Consider the following 18,124-nt stretch of genomic DNA (forward strand, 5'->3'; position numbering starts at 1 on the left):
TGCTTTCTATGTCTCTGCGCTAATCCGCTTCCGTCGCCACCGCCGCTTTATCCCTGCGCCGCACGCGCAGCTCGCTGACCACCACCCCGATTACAATCAACGCGCCCCCCAATAACGCCACGCCCGGTAAACGCTCGCCGGCCAACCGCCCGACGATGCCCGCCCAGACCGGTTCGCCGGCGTAAATCACCGTGGCGCGCGTCGGCGAAACGCTGCGCTGCGCCCAGTTCATGGTCAGCTGAATCAAGGCGCTGGCCAGCCCCAGCCCAATGGCGCTGTACAGCAGGTAATCCGAATACGGCGGCGGCGACTCGCCGGTCGGCGCCATCATCAAAAAGGAGGCCAGCGAGGCGGTCGCCAGCTGCACAATGGTCACTCGGCGGATATTGACCTTGCCGGCGAAGGCGCCGATCAGAATGATCTCTGCCGCCATGCCCAGGGTGCCGGCCAGCGTCAGAATTTCACCGAGGCTCAGCGTCATGTCGGTGCTGCTCGGCGCCGCCAGCAGCATCAGGCCGGTGAAGGCCAGCAGAATGCCGATCCACGACATGATGCCGGGGAAGCGCCCCAGCACCAGCCATTGCAACAGAGGCACGATCGGCACGTACATGGCGGTGATAAACGCCGATTGGCTGCTGGTGATGGTCTGCAGGCCGACGGTTTGCATGCTGTAACCGAACATGATCGCCAGCCCGATCAGCACGCCCGCCTTCAGTTCATACCGGGTCAGGCCGCGCAGCACGCGCAGCGAAAACAGCGTCAGCGCCAGCGTGGCGGTGGCGAAACGCAGGCCGACGAAAAAGAACGGCCCGCTGACCTGCATCGCGTGATGCACCGCCAAAAAGGTGCCGCCCCAGATCATGGTGATGAAAATCAACACCGCTTCCGGCAACCTGATTTGCGGAACCACGGCGGAAATAAAGGATTTTTTTGCTGCTGACACCGACTTGCCCTTCCTGCTGAGTGCAATATAATGCACAGATCCTGCCAGTATGAGATAAAGTCCGGCGATGAGCAATACGGCGCATAACGCAAAAACCGATCCCCCCAAGGTGCTGCAATACCTGAGCAGCAATCTGCGCGGCTACCGCCAACGGGCGGGCCTGAGCCAGATGGCGCTGGCCGAGCTTTCCGGCGTCAGCCGCCGCATGCTGGCGGGCATCGAGGCCGGCGATCGCAACGTCAGCCTGGCGGTGCTCGACAAGATCGCCGCCGCCCTGGCGATTTCTTTCACCGATCTGATCCAGGCGCCGGAAGCGCGCGGCAGCCATCTGGTGGGCGAGTTGGCCTGGCAAGGCGCGCAGCCGGGCAGCCAGGCGCTGTTCGCCGCCAGCGTGCCGGCGCGGCAACGGGCCGAGCTGTGGGAATGGACGCTGATGCCGGGCGAGCGCTATGACTCTGCCCCGGACGCCGAAGGCTGGAGCGAAATGATCTACGTGATTGCCGGTACCCTGACGCTGGAGCTGGAACAAGGCACGCTGACGCTCAGCGCCGGCGCCGCACAAACCTTCAACAGCGATCAACGCTACGCTTACGCCAACCACGGCAACCTGCCCCTGCGCTTTATCCGCAACGTCGCCTTCTGACCGCCCGCCGGCACGCTGGCAGGAACAGCGGCTGGCGCACAAGCTACGGCGCTTGCCCTGAATCCGCCATTCAACAAAACCAAGTTCGTCATTCGCTTCTATGCTTATCAAGGGTTTTTGTTAATCATCTGAGCGGGAGTAAGGAACATGACGAAAGTGTTGGTGCTTTATTACTCAATGTACGGCCATATCGAAAGCCTGGCGCAGGCGGTGGCCGAAGGCGCGAATCGGGTTAACGGCGTGGACGTGACGATTAAACGCGTGCCGGAAACCATGACGCCGGAGGCCTTCGCCAAAGCCGGGGGCAAACAACATCAACAGGCGCCGGTCGCCACCCCGCAAGAGCTGGCGGACTATGACGGCATTATCTTCGGCACGCCGACCCGCTTCGGCAATATGGCCGGGCAGATGCGCACCTTCCTCGATCAGACCGGCGGTCTGTGGGCTTCCGGCGCGCTGTACGGCAAGGTAGGCAGCGTCTTCTCCTCCACCGGCACCGGCGGCGGCCAGGAACACACCATCAGTTCCACCTGGACCACGCTGGCGCACCACGGTTTCATCATCGTGCCGATCGGCTATGCGACGCCGGAGCTGTTTGACGTTTCGCAGGTGCGCGGCGGCACCCCGTATGGCGCCACCACCATCGCCGGCGCCGACGGCTCGCGCCAGCCGAGCAACGAAGAGCTGACCATTGCCCGCTATCAGGGCGAGCACGTGGCAAAAATCACCGCCAAGCTGAAAAGTTAAGCCCCCTCCTGCGCCTGTGATTCAAAGGGCCGCGCATTCGCACGGCCCCATCTTGTTGCCGACCCGCCGCAAGGTTAGAATGCCCCTCCCCCGGCCATTCAGCGTCTGAAGGCCAGGCCCGAATTCGTTCTGCCCGTCGCTCATCCGCTTTCAGCCCGAGGACGGGCGTTCTGTTTTTTGCGCACAGCGAAGGGAATAAGTCAGTGTCTAAAGATTTTGATGAACTAATAAGAGACATGGATCTTATTATTGAAAATGTAGACAGCTTCAAGGCTCTGGCTCCGCGCGCGCCCGAGCCGGCTCCGGCCCCGCCGCCGCCGGTTCATCACTACGACTCGTTCTGCGAGAACATCGCGCTGAAAGTGGTCTTGAAGGTGCTGCTGTCTTCGGTGGACAAAATAGTCAAAGTGCAGATCGCCAACAAGGTCGAGCAGGAGATTACCCAGATCGAACAGCAGGTGGTGCGCGCCGGCGGCGGCCCGGTGTCGCCGGACGATCTGGCGCAGATGACGCACTATGTGCGCCGTACGGTCAACAACCTGCTGGAATAACGCCCCGCCATACTTATTAGGCGATATGAATTTTTACGTTATTTTTATATCGCCTGCTTTATGCTTGATACACTTCAATAAATTGACGCATTGTCGGCAGGCATTCCGAGCAACAGTATGGTCAGAACCAAACAGATCCTGGTCGTTATTCATCTTTGCAGCTTTTTGGTCCTTCTTTACAGCCTTTCAATGATCCCGCCCCTGCTGATGGGGCTGTTGTATAAAGAAAAAAGCGCCTTCTCATTTTTCTATACCCTGGTGGTGGCCGCCACGCTAGGCGGATTGGGCTGGTTCAGCACCCGGCAGTCGAAAGTGCAGCTGCGCACCCAGGACGGCTTTCTAATCATCGTGATGTTTTGGCTGCTGTTTTCCGCGATCAGCGCCCTGCCGCTGTGGCTGGATGACACGCTGAACGTCCGGCTGGTCGACGCGATGTTTGAGGGGGTCTCCGGCATCACCACCACCGGCGCCTCGGTGCTGAATGACGTCTCGAACGTGCCCAAATCGTTCCTCTATTACCGTTCCCAGCTCAATTTTATCGGCGGCCTCGGGGTTATCGTGTTGGCCGTGGCCGTGCTGCCGCTGCTGGGCATCGGCGGCGCCAAACTTTACCAGTCGGAAATGCCCGGCCCGTTCAAGGAGGAACGCCTGACGCCACGCCTGGCCGATACCTCGAAAAACCTGTGGTTGATCTACCTTGGGCTGGGGTTGGCCTGTACCGTCGCCTTTCGTCTGGCGGGCATGCCGTGGTTCGATGCGCTGTGCCACGGCATTTCCACCGTGTCGCTCGGCGGATTTTCCACCCGTAACGAAAGCCTGGGGTACTACGACAGTTCGGCGGTGGAAATGGTCGGCGGCATTTTCTCTATTCTGGCGGCGGTGAACTTCACGCTCTATTTCATTGCCGTCGGCCGTCGCAGCCTGAAACCGCTGTACCGCAGCCCCGAGCTGCGCTTTTTCCTGTTGATTCTGGCCATCGTCGTGGCGATCGTGTGTATCGAGCTGTACCGCTCGGGCATGTACGGCGTCAAAGACGCCTTCGTGCACGGCTTTTTCCTCACCAGTTCGATGATGACCGACAACGGCCTGGCCATCGCCGATTACACCCGGATCCCGTCCCACACCATCATGCTGCTGCTGGCGGCGAGTTTCTTCGGCGGCTGCGTCGGCTCCACCTGCGGCGGCATTAAAGCGCTGCGCTTTCTGATCATGTACAAACAAAGCCGGCTCGAGATCAACCAGCTGGTGCATCCCAACGCCATGTACACCATCAAGGTCGGCAATGCGCCGATCCAGGATCGGACGCTGCGCTCCGTCTGGAGCTTCTTCTTCCTTTACGTGCTGTTCACCTGTCTGTTTATCTGGCTGCTGAACTTGATGGGCTATGATCTGGTCACCGCTTTCGCCACCGTCGCCGCCTGCATCAACAATATGGGGCTGGGGTACGGAGAAACCGCCGCCGGTTTCGGCACGCTGAACGACGCGGCGAAATGGCTGATGTGCGCCGCCATGCTGCTCGGCCGCCTCGAGATCTATCCGATGTTGATCCTCTGTTCACGCACGTTTTGGCGTTTTTGATAGTCCGAGCGGCGTACAGGGCGCCGTTCCGCTCTGCCAACGCCAACACATTCATAACATGAATGTGTTGCATTGTTGTATTCGTTTCACTGCGATAAGTTTAATTCACTGTAAATATATACAGTATATTTTAACTTATTGAGGATATGAATATGCGTTTTAACAACAAGATGTTGGCCCTGGCCGCCCTGCTGTTCGCCGCGCAGGCGTCGGCCGACACGCTCGAATCCATCGACAACTGCGCGGTCGGCTGCCCGACCGGCGGCAGCAGCAACGTATCGATCGTGCGTCACGCTTATACGTTGAACAACAACAGCACCACCAAGTTCGCCAACTGGGTGGCCTATCACATCACCAAAGACACGCCGGCCAGCGGCAAGACGCGCAACTGGAAAACCGATCCGGCGCTCAACCCGGCGGACACTTTGGCGCCCGCCGATTACACCGGTGCCAATGCGGCGTTGAAGGTCGATCGCGGTCATCAGGCGCCGCTGGCCTCGCTGGCGGGCGTTTCCGACTGGGAGTCGCTGAACTACCTGTCCAACATCACGCCGCAAAAGTCCGATCTGAACCAGGGCGCCTGGGCGCGGCTGGAAGATCAGGAACGCAAGCTGATCGATCGCGCCGATATCTCCTCGGTCTATACCGTGACCGGGCCGCTGTATGAGCGCGATATGGGCAAACTGCCGGGCACCCAGAAAGCGCACACCATCCCCAGCGCCTACTGGAAAGTGATTTTCATCAACAACAGCCCGGCGGTGAACCACTATGCCGCTTTCCTGTTCGATCAGAATACGCCGAAGGGCGCCGATTTTTGCCAATTCCGCGTGACGGTGGACGAGATCGAGAAACGCACCGGTCTGATCATCTGGGCCGGTCTGCCGGACGACGTGCAGGCCTCGCTGAAGAGCAAGCCCGGCGTACTGCCGGAATTGATGGGCTGCAAAAACTGACGAAAAAACCCGCCGCGGCGGGTTTATTTTTCATACGGGCGCCGGCGGTTTATTCCGCCAGCGCCTTTTGCGCCGCGGCCAGTTCACGCTGCCGGGGCGACGCCACCGCGTGATCGCGCGCCAGCAGCGTATACACCGTCGGCAACACAAACAGGGTAAACAGCGTGCCCACCAGCATGCCGGACACGATCACCAGCCCCAGACCGAAGCGGCTGGCGGCACCGGCGCCGCTGGCGAACAGCAGCGGAATCAAGCCGAACACCATCGCCCCGGTGGTCATCAACACCGGCCGCAGGCGAATTTGCGCCGCCTGCAAAATCGCGGCGCGCCGCGTCAGCCCCTGATGCATCTGCAACTCGTTGGCGAACTCCACCATCAAAATGCCGTGCTTGCTGATCAGCCCGATCAGGGTCACCAGCCCGACCTGGGTATAGATGTTCATCGTGGCGTAGCCCAGCGCCAGCGGCAGCAAGGCGCCGCAGATCGACAGCGGCACGGTGATGAGGATGATCAGCGGATCTTTCAGGCTCTCGTACTGCGCCGCCAGCACCAGATAGATGATCACCAACGCCGCCAGGAACGCGAATGCCAGCGCGCTGCCTTCCTGGGTATATTGGCGCGAATCCCCCTGCCAGTCGTGGCTAAACTCGGCCGGCAGCGCATTGGCCTGCCGTTCGAGGAAGGCCACCGCTTCGCCCATCGAAACGCCGGGCGCGGGAATGGCCTGCAGGGTGGCGGCGTTCTGCTGGTTGAACTGGGTCAGCTTGTTCGGCTCGACCTTAACGGCCACCGACACCACGGTGGAGAGCGGCACCAGCGTATTGTCCTGCGTGCGGACGTACTGTCGTGCCAGCGCCTGCGGCGTCAGCCGCTGTTCGCGCAGGCTCTGCGGGATCACGTCATAGGCGCGGCCGTCCATGCCGAAGCGGTTGAGGTAGTTTTCCCCCACCAGCACCGCCAGCGATTCGCCGATGTCGCTCATGCGGATCCCCAGACTGTTGGCCTTGGCGCGATCGATATGCACCTCCGCCAGCGGGTTGTTGTAGTCCAGATCGCTGTCCACCACCATAAACAGGCCGCTGTTTCTGGCGTTCTGCTTCACCTCTTCCAGGGTGCGATACAGCTGCGGGTAGTCCTGCGGCGTGCGCAGCACCATCTGCACCGGCAGCCCGCCGGTGGAGCCCGGCAAAGCGGGCAGCTGGAAGGCGAAAATGCTGGTGCCTTCGACGTCGTTCACCGCCCGCTGCAGATCGGCCTGCACCGCCGACGCCGAGCGCTGACGCGCCTGCCACAGCGTCAGGTTGATGCCGCCGATGCCGGACGCCGTGCCGTCGCTGCCGTTGATGATCCAGCGGCTTTCGGTTTCCGGCATGCGGTTGTAAACCTCGTCCAGCTTGTAGGCAAAGCGTTCGACATAGTTCAGGTTGGCGTGCTGCGGCGCCTTGATGGCGGTCAGTACGATGGCCTGATCCTCGGTCGGCGCCAGCTCGCGCTGCGGCATCAGGTACAATAGCGGCAGGCTGATCATCACCAGCAACGCCAGCGCGCCGGTCAACCAACGGTGGCGCAACGAAAAATCCAGCGCGCGCGCATAGCGCCGCGTCAGACCGCCGAAGAACCACTCGGCGGCGTGCGCCACGCGCCCTTCGCTCTGTTTGGCCGGCAGCAGGAGCGAGCTCATCACCGGCGACAGCGTCAGCGCCACCACGCCGGACACCACTACCGCCCCGGCCAGCGTCAACGCAAACTCGCGAAACAGCGCGCCGGTCAGCCCGCCCATCAGGCCGATCGGCGCATAGACCGCCGCCAGCGTCAGGGTCATGGCGATCACCGGCCCCGCCACCTCGCGCGCGCCGATCATCGCCGCCGCCAGCGGCGTTTTCCCCTCTTCGATATGACGATGCACGTTCTCCACCACCACGATGGCGTCGTCCACCACCAGGCCGATCGCCAGGACCATCGCCAGCAGCGTCAGCAAATTGACGCTGAAGCCGAAGGCCAACATCAGCCCGGCAGCGCCAAGGATCGACAGCGGAATGGTCACCACCGGGATCAACACGGTGCGCAGCGACCCCAGACACAGGTAGATCACCGCCACCACGATCACCAGCGCTTCGAGCAGGGTATGCACCACTTCATCGATCGAGGCCTGAATAAAGCGCGCGGTTTCGAACGCCAGCGCCATCTTCACGCCCGGCGGCTGCATCTTGTCGATCGCCGGCATCAGGTGGCGAATGCCGTCGACAATCACCAGCGGGTTGCCGGTCGGCGTAGGGAAGACGCCGAGGAACACCGCCGGTTCGCCATCCATCAGGGCGCTGGTTTCCGTGGCCGCGGCGCCCAGCTCCACGGTGCCGACGTCTTTTAAACGCACCAGGCCATTGCCGTCGTTGCGCACCACCAGATTGCGAAATTCCTCAACGCTGGTGAGATCGGTATTCACCCGCACGTTGGCAACCACATACTGCCCTTTCACCTTGCCCGGCGCCGCCTGGTAGTTGTTGCGCCGCACCGCGTCGGCCACGTCGGCGGCGGTCAGGCCGCGGCCGGCCAGCCGATCGCTGTCCAGCCACAGGCGCATCGCCATTTTTTGCCCGCCGAACACTTCCACCTTGGCGACGCCGTCGATGGTGGTGAACATCGGCTCCACCACCCGCGTCAGGTATTCGCTCAGCGCCGGCGTGGACAGCGTTTTACTGGAAAAGCCGACATAGGCCACGGCGGTGGCCTCACCGGCGGAGCGCTCAATCACCGGATCGTAAGCCTGCTCCGGCAGCTTGTAGCGCACCTGATTGACCTTGGCCATCACTTCGGTCAGCGCCTGGGTGGAGTCGCGGTTCAGCGCCATGCGCACCGTCACCACGCTGCGCCCCTGCACCGACGAGGAAGAAAGGTAGTCAACGCCCTCGACGGAGGACACCGCCTGGGCGATCGGCTGCGTGACAAAGCCCTGCATCAGCTCGGACGACGCGCCGGGATAGTCGGTGCTGATGGTGATGGTCGAGTTTTCCAGCAGCGGGTATTGGCGGATCGGCAACTTGCTGAGCGCCAGCGCGCCGAACAGCAGGATCAGGGTGCTGACCACCAGCGCCAGCACCGGCCGGCGCACGAACAGATCGGTAAATGTCATCGGTCTCTCCTCAGGAACCGGCCTGGGCGGCGTTCAGGGTATCCTGCGCCACCGGCTCGGCCGCCATGCCGTCGCTCAGTTTGAGCTGGCCCGAAGTCACCACCCGATCGCCTTCCTGCAGGCCATTGACGATCTCGACGCGCCCGTCGTTGCGCTCACCCACGGTGACCGAAACGCGCTTGACCGTCATGCCCTTTTCACCCTGCTGGGCCAGAAACACGGTATCGCCGTAGGCCGTGTAGGTCAGCGCCGTTTCCGGCACCGTCAGCACCGCCACGCGCTGCTGCTGCGTGACGCGAATGCCGGCGTACATGCCGGCCTTCAGCAATCCCTCACGGTTGGTCAACGTCGCCTGCACCTGCACGGTGCGAGATTTGCCGATCATCGGGTCGATAGCGGTAATGACGGCGGGGAAAGCGCGATCGGGATACGCCCCAACCTGCACCGACACCGCCTGGCCTGGCGCCAACCCGGCGCTGCTTTGTTCGTCCAGCGAAAAGTTGACGCGCAGCGTATCGGCGTCCACCAGGTTCGCCACCGCCTCGGCGGCGTTAAGATATTGCCCTTCATGCACGCGGCGAATGCCGATGACGCCGGAAAACGGCGCACGGATCGCCTTCTGCGCAATTTTGGCCTGCGTTTCCCGCACCGCGCCAAGCGCCATATCCCGCTCGGCCAGCGCATCGTCCAACTGTTGCCGCGCAGTGGCGTTGAGGTTCATCAGTTTTCGCATGCGTCCCAGCAGCAGATCGGCGTTGCGCAATTGCGCCTGCAGACGCACCAGCTCAGCCTGTTCGACTGCATCGTTGAGCTGCACCAGCAACTGCCCCTGCCGCACCGTTTGGCCGGATTCGAACAGGATACGCGTGATGCGGCCGCTGGTTTCCGCCGCTACCTCCACCTGGCTGGCCGCCTCCAGCTCGCCCACGCCGGCGTAGCTGCGCGCCGCCTGTTCACGCAGTGCGGGCGCCAGCGCCACTTTCACCGGCGGATAGGCCGGCGCGCCTTCGCTTTGCCGCGCGGTGGAACGCATCGCTACCGCAGCGACGACGAGCACCGCCAGCAGCGCCGCGATAATGAGATATCGTTTCATCATGCAGCCTCACGCGTGTTGGCCAGACGTTGACGCAAACGGCTGGCGATGGCCGTCACCCACAGCCCGCCGATCACCGTGATGTGTTCCAGCGCGAAGTAGAGAGAAATCTGCATATTGGGAGCGGACATATTCCAGAAGGTGTGGACGATCGCGATAGTCAGGATCAGAAACACCGACAGCATGCCGGCGCCCAGCCACACCCACCGGTTCAGCAGGATCAATACCGAACCTGTCAGCAGCACCGCCGCCGACGCCAGGTTGAACAGCCAGGCCGGATGCAAACCGGCGGCGCGCATCTCCGCCAGGCTCCCTTCGATGTCGAACAGCTTGGCGAGCCCCGACGAGATGAAAATCACCATCAAGCACAGACGTGCGAGCAGCCAAAACCAATAACTGTCCAGAGCGGTGTTGATAAAGCGTTGCATAACGGTTTCTTCCTGATTTTACAGCCAAAGCCATCCTTCTCCCCAATAAGACGGGGGCAGGTCTCGAGAGATGCCGGTTGCCAAGCCCGGCAGGCTGAACTATAAAACCTCAGGTTAACTTGAGGTCAAGTTGAGGAAGATAAAATGGCAAGAAATGAACCGATTGACGCCAATCGGCTATTGACCGTCGGAGAAGTGGCGAAACGCAGCGGCGTGGCGATATCCGCGCTGCACTTCTACGAGAGTAAAGGGCTGATTCAGGCGACGCGCAACGCCGGCAATCAGCGGCGTTATCCTTCGGTGGTATTGCGCTATATCGCGGTGATCAAGATCGCACAGCGCGCGGGCATTCCGCTGGAAGAGATCCGCGCCGCGCTGAGCCGTTTCCCCATCGGCAGCAAGCTGACCTCAGAACAATGGGGAGTGCTGTCCTCCGCCTGGCGCAAAACGCTGGATGAGCGTATTCAACGGCTGACGGTGCTGCGCGACCATCTCGATGGCTGCATCGGCTGCGGCTGCCTGTCGCTCGCCGACTGCCCGCTGCGCAACCCGAATGATATATTGGGGCGGCAAGGAGCCGGCGCACATATTTTCGAACACCTGGATGGGCCGTGACAAGCGGCTAGGCAACCGGCATCATTGAGAGGCGGCGATTGGCTTCGGCGAATACCGCGACGCTGTGATCGATAAACGCCCGCACCGGCGGCAACAGGCCTTTGCCGCTGGTGAACACCAGATGAACAATGCTGCTCGGCGCACGCCACTGCGGCAGCAGACGCAGCAGTTGACCCGTTCGCAATTCGTTGGCACACAAATGGATCGGCAAAAACGCGACGCCCATCCCGGCAATCGCCGCACTATGCAACGTGCTGTAATCCCCGCAACACAGCCGGGGGACGTGTACGAAAGTACGTTGATTGCCTGCATTATCCTCGAACTCCCATCGATCGCGGTCCAGCCACTCCCCCATCGACAACGTCGGCAAGCTGGCCAGCTGTTCGAACGACTGCGGCAAGCCGCCGGCTTTCTCCACCAGCTGCGCGCCGGCGACCAAAATGCGTTGCCGTACGCCAAGATCGCGTTTAATCAATGATTGATCCTGGTCGAAATGACTCGTAATACGAAACGCCACATCGATCTTTTCGTTGATCAGATCCACATGGCGCTCATGGATCAACAGTTGTACGCGCACGTCCGGGTAACGCGCCATAAACCCCAACAGCAGATGGGAATTATAATACTGCATCAAACCGGGCGGCGAACTGATGCGCAGGCAGCCGCTCACTTCGTCGCGCGCACGGGCGACAATGGCATCGGTCGCCTCCAACCGCTCGATAATCGCCTCACACTGCCGATACACATCGCGGCCAATATCCGTGACGCGGAAACTGCGCGTCGAACGTTCGATTAACCGCGCACCGTAACTCGCCTCCAGACGAGCCACGCGTTTGCTGAGTTTGGATTTGGCTTCGCCGCTCGCCCGCTCGGCTGCGGCGAAGCCACCATGTCGCACCACCAAAGCAAACAGTTGAAGATCGTTCAAATCCTGCATGCCCCCCTCCTTATCGTTTCCAGTTTGGAAACGATGCATTACGCTTTCAGGCACTACCGCGCCGGCACCCCGCTGCTTATCCTTTAGCATAACGAAACAAAAACATTCAACCATAGCAAATAACAAGCGTATTACGCTTGGGGAGAACATCATGAAGAACGTCATGTTGAAAACGATGCTGCTAGGCGCTTTTGTCTTTTCAGGCGCAACAGTCGCGGCAACGCAAATCAATAATCAACAGGCGGACGCCCTGACGCCGCGCCAGGTGATTACCGTTAGCGGTGCCGCGAATCTGAGCGATGCGGAAAAGATGTTGGCAGACAAAACCGCCAAGACTGGTGCCCGTTACTACAAAATCATCGCGATCGTAGGCAATAACAAGTTGCACGCCAGCGCAATGACTTATCAATAACCAACCCCGGCAGCGGCAGCTGCCGGTTTTTTTGCATCAACCTATTCATCAGGGATAAATAATGTTCAGCGTGGCCGAGGTGTTGATTTCACCCTGCGTCACGCCATCGCGCTGATAAGGATAATAATAAGCGCCCATGCCGATGATGAAGTGACTGTTCAGGCTGCCGCCGCCGGCGACGTGAAACAGTGAGGTGGCGCTGCCGCGATCGACATTGGAGGGCGACACCACCACCGGCGAGCTCGGCATATCGCGTTTGACCAGGCGCAGCCCCACCCCTTGCGCGCCGCCCGCGTTGGCATTGGTCAGCACGCTGGCGTCGGAGGCCAGCAGGTTATTACTGGACAGGAACATCTCGACGGCGCGATCGGCAATGCCTTCCTGCTGCATGTTCTGACAGCTGATGTTCAGCGAGAACGGCGTGTAGCCGGGTTGGTTGTTATTCAGCACCTGCGCCACGCCCATTTTGGGCAATCTGACCGTCAGGCCAGCGTTGTCGAAACGGCAGGTGGTGGTTTTCGGCGCGTACCTCACCGTCATCGGTTGACCGTACATATCACGATCGTCATAAGGCCATTTTCGAAAACCGCTCGCGATCCACGACAGAAGTTTACCCAACATTTTGAACGGCCAGCCCAGGATCTCTCCCAATGACATACCGCTCATATCACTGACGAACAGCACGTCTTCAAACGGATAGCTATCGCCATTAACCCACAGCCCGTCTTTGGGTTTTTGCACCAGCGAAAACCGCACCGTCATCATCGTATTCAGTTCGCTGGCCAAATGGCTTCCCGCCCCTCTTAACGTAATATTCTTGATGTCATTGGTGATTTCCGCGCGTATCCACTGCTTTCCGTCATTGAAACCGATATAGGTGGCATATTTATCTTTCGGTGACAACACCGGCGTATAGGAAAATTCGAATTTGCTGCCTGAACAGCGGAAAGTCCCACTGTATTGGGTAGACGCCTGATATTCCCAGACCGGGTTAGCGGCACTCAGTTTGTCAGAAAGATCGACAAATAGCGCAGGGGCGTACTCAATGCCCCGACCATAGCAGGAAGCATAGCTATAGCCGCTGAACAGCCCGGACAGCAGCAGCAAAAAAATCAGCCTGATCATAGGTTCGGTTATCCTGTATTAGCGGCAAACGCCGGGCGACGCGTCGAGCGCCAGAGTCGGTTTGGCTATGCGGCAACGGCCGTCGCGCAGTTGCACCGTCAACGCCGTTGGCGGCTGTTCGACGCGCAGGTACAGCACGCTGGCCTGGCCGACAAAGCCTATCGACCGGCCGTTTTCATCCAGCACTTCGGCGCCGAACGGCAGCGGTGCACCATCGGCGCGCTGCGCCCGCAGCTGGAATGGCTGACGTTGATCGGTTTCGAATTTCAGGTAGCTGACCGCGCCGTAGTAAGGCACGTGGTTGGCGACGTTGCCGCTGATTTCCGCCCCGCTGCTGTGGCCGGTATCCGACAGCGTGACCGAGTTTTGCCGGTATGGCGTGGCATAGGGCACCAGCGCCAGGCCCTGGGCGTTGGTCACGATGCTTTCATCACCGTTGACCATCAGCCCTTCGGCCTGCGGCGCCTCGACCACCGTCATGGTGTTGCCGATTTCGTTCGACGCCAGCACATGCCAGGGGATCGCCACCAGGCTGCCGCGCGCGCTGAGGCCGCTCTGGCGATAATCGTTGCCTTCGCTGTAGGAGACGCCAAGCGTCGAGACACGGGTGCGGTAGGCCGCATTGACACCGGCCATGTTGTCGCCGCCGCTGCGATTGCTGCCGTTCAGCGAGTAGCTCAGACGGTTGGACTCCAGCGCGTTGCCGCTCAGGCTGACCGTGCTCTGCTGATAGTGAGAGTCCGTCGCCGACAGGCCGGTGCTGAGGTAGGCGTTGTTGTCGAACACCGACAGCGGCAGGCTGAACGACAGGTAATAACGCGTCTCTTCCTCACGCTGGCTGTTGCGCACCCGGCTGGCGGAAACGGAGTAGCTGACGCGCCCCAGATTGTTGGAGTACCCCAACTGGTATTCGCGGCTTTTCGCGTTGGCCGTCCAGTAATCGCGCTGGGAGCCGGAGAAGAACAGCGTGCCCCACCCTTCGTTAAGACGCTGGTTCAGGTTAAGCGTAAAGGTATTTTTCGGCCGGGCGGACCGCAGCGCATCCCAGGTGTTCATATCCAGTTCGGACAAACCCTCCTCGTCGCGCCAGCGGTCAAACTGCCGTTCCAGCTGGCGGTAACCGTCATTAGAGTAAATGGCGTCGGTAAAGCTGTAGTAACCGCGGGTGGAGTAACGGTAGGCCGCCAGCGTGAAGTTGGTCGCGGTGGCATCGAGAAATTTACTGTAGGCGATACGGAAGCTCTGCCCGCTTTCACGGCGGTTTTTCAGGCGGGTATCGGCATGCGTCAGGTCGATGGACACCGCCCCTATCGGCAGGTTCCAGCCGCTGCCGAGCAGCCAGGCCTGATAGTCGTCGCTCAAAATGCTGCCGGCATAGCCGGTTACCAGGTTGTTGAAACCGTACTGCAGGGTGCCCTGCACAAAGCCGGGATCGTAATCGGTATTGCTTTCGTTCACCTTGCCGGCCAGCACGCTGTATTGGCTGACGCCCTGTTTCAACATGTTGGGTACGGCGGAAAACGGCACGCTGAACGACTGTTCACGTCCATCCGCCTCTTTGACCGTTACCCACAGATCGCCCGCCGAGCCGGTCGGCTGAATGCTGTCGAGGGTAAAGGCGCCCGGCGGCACGTTTTCCTGGTAGATCACGTTGCCGTTCTGCACCACTTTCACCAGGGCGTTGGTTTGCGCCACGCCCCGCACGATCGGTGAAAAGCCCTGCTGCGAGTTGGGGCGCATGCTGATGTCCGACGCCAGCGCCACCCCGCGGATGCGCACCGAGTCGAACAGATCCCCCGGCGAATAAAAATCGCCGGCGGTCAGGTTGGATTTGATGTCGGCGAAGCCGCGCTGCAGGTAGCGCGTGTTGTTCTGCCAGTGGCTCCCCCGCCCGCTGCCGTGGCGAAAGCTGCTGCTGTCGCGAAATTGCCAACCGGCCAGATTGATCCCGGATTCCAGCCCGGTATAAAAATCGTCGTTGTTGCTGCGATTGCCGTCGCCGCGCGCCTCGGCGTGGTAGTACGTCGCGTTGTAGGCCAGCGTCAATGCGGAGATGCCGCGATTCCAGAAGGCTGGATCCACGTATCCCGCCTCCGATCGGTTGACCCGCGCCTGCGGCACCGTCAGCCGCAGGCTCAGCGCGCCGACGTCCATATCGAACCGGCCGCCCTGCACCAGCGTGGCGATCGACAGCGTCGTCTGGGGCGCCTGAGGCGTCGGCAATTGACTCAGATCGATGCCCAGCCGCTGCGCATCCTGGTAGTCGATTTGGATATCGTCGCGTTGGGTGCCAAACAGCAGCGCATAGCGCCCTTTCCAGTCATGGTTGACATACACATCGATCTCCTGCCGGCCGGCAGGCATGTCATTATTGAGGTAAAAACGCGAGAGATCGGAATCGCGCGATTCGCCGGCCAACAGCGACGTATCGAACGTCACCGCCCAGGCCGTATCCGGCAACAAGAATGAAGAGGCGGTCAGCAGCGAGAGGACTTTTTTATTCAGCTTCATTGTTGTTCTTTCAGGTTAGTGTGCGGTGATGGCTTTAGACTTGTAAGCCCCCAGATCGTCGATATACATCAGGTCATAACGGGCGTTTTTGCTGACCGCTCGTTTGCTGGCGGCAAACTGGGTGGAAAACGGCGCGACCATCAGCGAATCAACCAGCAGATGCTTGTCCGCACCCTGGCCTATATTCGCTACCGTAATGAAATACGGGCTTTTATTGATGACGTTGAAGCCTTTGCCATTGGCTTGCAGTGTCAGTTCTTCCAACGCATTTTCCACGCCGCGGGTTAACGCCTGCGGGCGGTAGAACAGTTTGATGCGCGACTTGATCGCCAGCTGCAGCGTATTGGTGCCCTGCAGGTTTTCCGGCGTCGGCGGGATATCCAGCACGTTGAGGTAGAACACCGATTCACGATCCGCCGCCAACGCGGCGCCAACTTTCTGAATACGCAGCTGCTGCCCGCTGTTGCCGTTCACTTTCACCACCGGCGGCGACAGCAAAAACGGCACATTGGCGGTTTCCGGGGTGGAATTGATATCGCCGTCGTCGATCCAGGCCTGAACCAGCGAGGGGTCGGTACCGTTATTCAGCAATTGGACAATCACGTCCTTGTTGTTTGCCGGGTAGATCACCCGCGTGCCGTTAACCACCACATTGGCCTGCGCGCCAACGGAACCCAGCAACAGCGCCGCTATCATCATGTATTTTTTCATCGTTCCCCCGGGTGGCCAGGCCCTATCAAGGGCCTGGCTGTCAGCGCGATTACAGGTAAGAAATGGTGTAAGTCACGTTGGAGCTCAGAGCGCCCACTTTTGCCGCTTCGGCGTTGGTTTTGTAGTAGTACGCGTCCAGCGTCAGGGTTTCTGAATCCGGCGCCTCTTTGTCGCCCATGATGTCGGTGACATAAGGCACGTTCAGTTGGATCGGGGTGGAAGAACCGGTTTCCGCCAGAGAGAAGCCTACGTTCTTCGCGACGGAAGCGTCGTTCTCGTTGACCGAGTTGTTCAGCAAATATTTGCCGTCGGTGGAGATGTTATCCGCGGAGGAGAAGTAGATTTTCAGCGGGGTGCCCGCGGTACCGGCCGCCGGCGAACAGCCGGAGAAGGTCAACGAGAAGGACTTCTTGTTCTTGGTGATTGGCCCGACGGTGTTACCCGCATCGGTCACCGAGATCGGGCTCAGTGCTACGGTGAAATCCGCGCTCTTGCCGCCGTTAATCGTACAGGTGGTGTCGGTAATGGCGCCGGTAAAGTTAATCACGCCACCGGCGGAATTGTCTTCAGCAAAAGCCACCGGCGCAGCGACCGCGGCCGCCATGATTGCAACAGAAAGCATTTTCTTCATCATGAGATAAAACTCCATAACAGTTTGGTTTGAGAGAATAAATAAAAAGCAGCCGCTGCTGGCGGGATGAAACAATCCCTCCCCGTAATACAGAGGCAAAAGGGTGAACACATTCCTGTTTTTATAAAATCAAGCCATAGCGTTATTCATCAGCCGATAATAAAAGCGACAAAATAACGAACTCCTAGATAACCGCCGAGAAACCGGATGAAATGTCCAATAAATTGTGCACCCGATTCTTCAATCCCATTTTGCGTAATGCACTGCATTTCTGCGTGCTGACCGTTTTTACGCTTTTATCAAGCATTCGGGATACCTGGGTCACCGTATAGCCGAAAGAAAGCAAATGAAGCGTTTCCACTTCACTTTCAGTCAGGCAACTTTTCGTATTGCGGGCCGCCCCACCCTCAACGTTTCCATTTAATGCAGAATGCTGCGCAATATTAGCCTGCAGCAAAGACAATTCCTTATTCATGTCGGGAACTCGCACTCTTTTATCGAGCACCACCACATCACGCGTGACAGAACGAAATAACAGACGACGCTTCTCTTCTGTCGTCAAAAAAATTTTCACGCCATGAATAGCAGACAATAACGCTGCCGCCATGCTGAAACGCAACAGGCTTTTTATCGCATCATCGACGATTAGAATATCGTGGCAATTTCGCCCCATGGCCAAAGGCAGATCGTCGTAGTAAGCAATAACGTGATCCTTATGAAAAATCCTTGGCGCCAATATCCTTTTCATCGCCTCTCTGAAAAAGATGTTTTCAGATACGATACCGATACTGAGCATACTTCCTCCATCCATGGCTAAAGAAAACGGCGATGCCTTGCACTAAATACCTGCCGTTTTCTTGGAAAAATCGCATTGCCGTTTGGGAGCCATCAATAAGCGCCCGGCACATAAGCAGGCGCCGTAAAACACTAAGATAATTCTGCATCAAATCATTAACAACAGGAACATTATTTTTATTAACGTAAATTTTAATTATTATAATCTAATAAATTATATATTTTCAGAATTTAACTCTGCCAAGCATAATAAAAAGAGCAATGCACCATGCATTCTGTTCGTCGAAGAAATAAAAAACACCCTGAATTATTTATGTTTCC

Annotated in this window: 17 protein-coding genes; 7 read left to right on the plus strand and 10 right to left on the minus strand. The window is 59.3% G+C overall.

The window, feature by feature from the left end:
• Nucleotides 1-19 precede the first annotated feature (19 nt).
• Nucleotides 20-943 carry a DMT family transporter gene (locus ACJ8IN_RS16815; protein WP_033637926.1) on the minus strand — a complete coding sequence of 308 codons (924 nt, stop codon included), beginning with the start codon at nt 941-943 and terminating at the stop codon, nt 20-22.
• A 67-nt stretch (nt 944-1,010) separates the two neighbouring features.
• Between ACJ8IN_RS16815 and ACJ8IN_RS16820 the strand changes: the two genes are divergently transcribed.
• The 5 genes from ACJ8IN_RS16820 to ACJ8IN_RS16840 all read left to right on the plus strand — a co-directional run bounded on the left by ACJ8IN_RS16820 (nt 1,011) and on the right by ACJ8IN_RS16840 (nt 5,415).
• Complete coding sequence (locus ACJ8IN_RS16820; protein ID WP_033654204.1) at nt 1,011-1,586, plus strand: helix-turn-helix domain-containing protein; 576 nt, start codon at nt 1,011-1,013, stop codon at nt 1,584-1,586.
• A 147-nt stretch (nt 1,587-1,733) separates the two neighbouring features.
• The gene (gene wrbA / locus ACJ8IN_RS16825) at nt 1,734-2,333 is read left to right on the plus strand and encodes an NAD(P)H:quinone oxidoreductase (protein WP_033637924.1); all 600 of its coding nucleotides are present in this window, start codon (nt 1,734-1,736) and stop codon (nt 2,331-2,333) included.
• A gap of 236 nt (nt 2,334-2,569) precedes the next feature.
• Nucleotides 2,570-2,884 (plus strand): hypothetical protein, encoded by a 315-nt coding sequence (locus ACJ8IN_RS16830; RefSeq protein WP_033646551.1) that lies wholly within the window; start codon nt 2,570-2,572, stop codon nt 2,882-2,884.
• A 117-nt stretch (nt 2,885-3,001) separates the two neighbouring features.
• The gene (locus ACJ8IN_RS16835; RefSeq protein WP_060429039.1) at nt 3,002-4,462 is read left to right on the plus strand and encodes a TrkH family potassium uptake protein; all 1,461 of its coding nucleotides are present in this window, start codon (nt 3,002-3,004) and stop codon (nt 4,460-4,462) included.
• Nucleotides 4,463-4,614: 152 nt separating this feature from the next.
• Nucleotides 4,615-5,415: a DNA/RNA non-specific endonuclease gene (locus tag ACJ8IN_RS16840; protein WP_015377376.1), complete on the plus strand. Its 801-nt coding sequence runs from the start codon at nt 4,615-4,617 to the stop codon at nt 5,413-5,415.
• Between the two features lie 49 nt (nt 5,416-5,464).
• Here ACJ8IN_RS16840 and ACJ8IN_RS16845 read toward each other — a convergent pair whose 3' ends face one another.
• The 3 genes from ACJ8IN_RS16845 to ACJ8IN_RS16855 are packed head-to-tail and all read right to left on the minus strand — an operon-like array spanning nt 5,465 to nt 10,066.
• Entirely contained in the window at nt 5,465-8,545 is a 3,081-nt protein-coding gene (locus ACJ8IN_RS16845) for a MexW/MexI family multidrug efflux RND transporter permease subunit (protein ID WP_060429888.1), read from the minus strand.
• 10 nt (nt 8,546-8,555) lie between these two features.
• A complete protein-coding gene (locus tag ACJ8IN_RS16850; RefSeq protein ID WP_033646555.1) occupies nt 8,556-9,641 on the minus strand; it encodes an efflux RND transporter periplasmic adaptor subunit in 1,086 nt (361 codons plus the stop codon).
• The gene (locus ACJ8IN_RS16855) at nt 9,638-10,066 is read right to left on the minus strand and encodes a DoxX family protein (RefSeq protein WP_308325584.1); all 429 of its coding nucleotides are present in this window, start codon (nt 10,064-10,066) and stop codon (nt 9,638-9,640) included. Before ACJ8IN_RS16855 ends, ACJ8IN_RS16850 begins: the two co-directional genes overlap by 4 nt.
• A 144-nt stretch (nt 10,067-10,210) precedes the next feature.
• Between ACJ8IN_RS16855 and soxR the strand changes: the two genes are divergently transcribed.
• A complete protein-coding gene (gene soxR, locus ACJ8IN_RS16860; protein WP_060429033.1) occupies nt 10,211-10,681 on the plus strand; it encodes a redox-sensitive transcriptional activator SoxR in 471 nt (156 codons plus the stop codon).
• Nucleotides 10,682-10,688: 7 nt separating this feature from the next.
• Here the strand turns inward: soxR and ACJ8IN_RS16865 are convergent, their stop codons facing one another.
• Nucleotides 10,689-11,618: a LysR substrate-binding domain-containing protein gene (locus tag ACJ8IN_RS16865; protein ID WP_033646557.1), complete on the minus strand. Its 930-nt coding sequence runs from the start codon at nt 11,616-11,618 to the stop codon at nt 10,689-10,691.
• 151 nt (nt 11,619-11,769) lie between these two features.
• On the opposite strand from ACJ8IN_RS16865, the gene ACJ8IN_RS16870 reads away from it, so the two are divergent.
• Nucleotides 11,770-12,030: a DUF1471 domain-containing protein gene (locus ACJ8IN_RS16870; protein WP_047568164.1), complete on the plus strand. Its 261-nt coding sequence runs from the start codon at nt 11,770-11,772 to the stop codon at nt 12,028-12,030.
• Between the two features lie 48 nt (nt 12,031-12,078).
• Here the strand turns inward: ACJ8IN_RS16870 and ACJ8IN_RS16875 are convergent, their stop codons facing one another.
• From ACJ8IN_RS16875 to ACJ8IN_RS16895, 5 genes are all read right to left on the minus strand, one after another.
• Complete coding sequence (locus ACJ8IN_RS16875) at nt 12,079-13,155, minus strand: fimbrial protein (protein WP_047568167.1); 1,077 nt, start codon at nt 13,153-13,155, stop codon at nt 12,079-12,081.
• An 18-nt stretch (nt 13,156-13,173) separates the two neighbouring features.
• Nucleotides 13,174-15,666: a fimbria/pilus outer membrane usher protein gene (locus ACJ8IN_RS16880; RefSeq protein ID WP_049195825.1), complete on the minus strand. Its 2,493-nt coding sequence runs from the start codon at nt 15,664-15,666 to the stop codon at nt 13,174-13,176.
• 15 nt (nt 15,667-15,681) lie between these two features.
• Nucleotides 15,682-16,377, minus strand: a complete 696-nt coding sequence (locus ACJ8IN_RS16885; protein ID WP_033637911.1) for a fimbrial biogenesis chaperone — start codon at nt 16,375-16,377, stop codon at nt 15,682-15,684.
• Nucleotides 16,378-16,426: 49 nt separating this feature from the next.
• The gene (locus ACJ8IN_RS16890; RefSeq protein WP_033637910.1) at nt 16,427-17,011 is read right to left on the minus strand and encodes a fimbrial protein; all 585 of its coding nucleotides are present in this window, start codon (nt 17,009-17,011) and stop codon (nt 16,427-16,429) included.
• Between the two features lie 181 nt (nt 17,012-17,192).
• Nucleotides 17,193-17,804 (minus strand): response regulator transcription factor, encoded by a 612-nt coding sequence (locus tag ACJ8IN_RS16895; protein WP_060424903.1) that lies wholly within the window; start codon nt 17,802-17,804, stop codon nt 17,193-17,195.
• Nucleotides 17,805-18,124: the final 320 nt, after the last annotated feature.

Source organism: Serratia sp. CY31944, from assembly GCF_052169175.1.
GTDB classification, from domain to species: Bacteria; Pseudomonadota; Gammaproteobacteria; order Enterobacterales; family Enterobacteriaceae; genus Serratia; species Serratia sarumanii.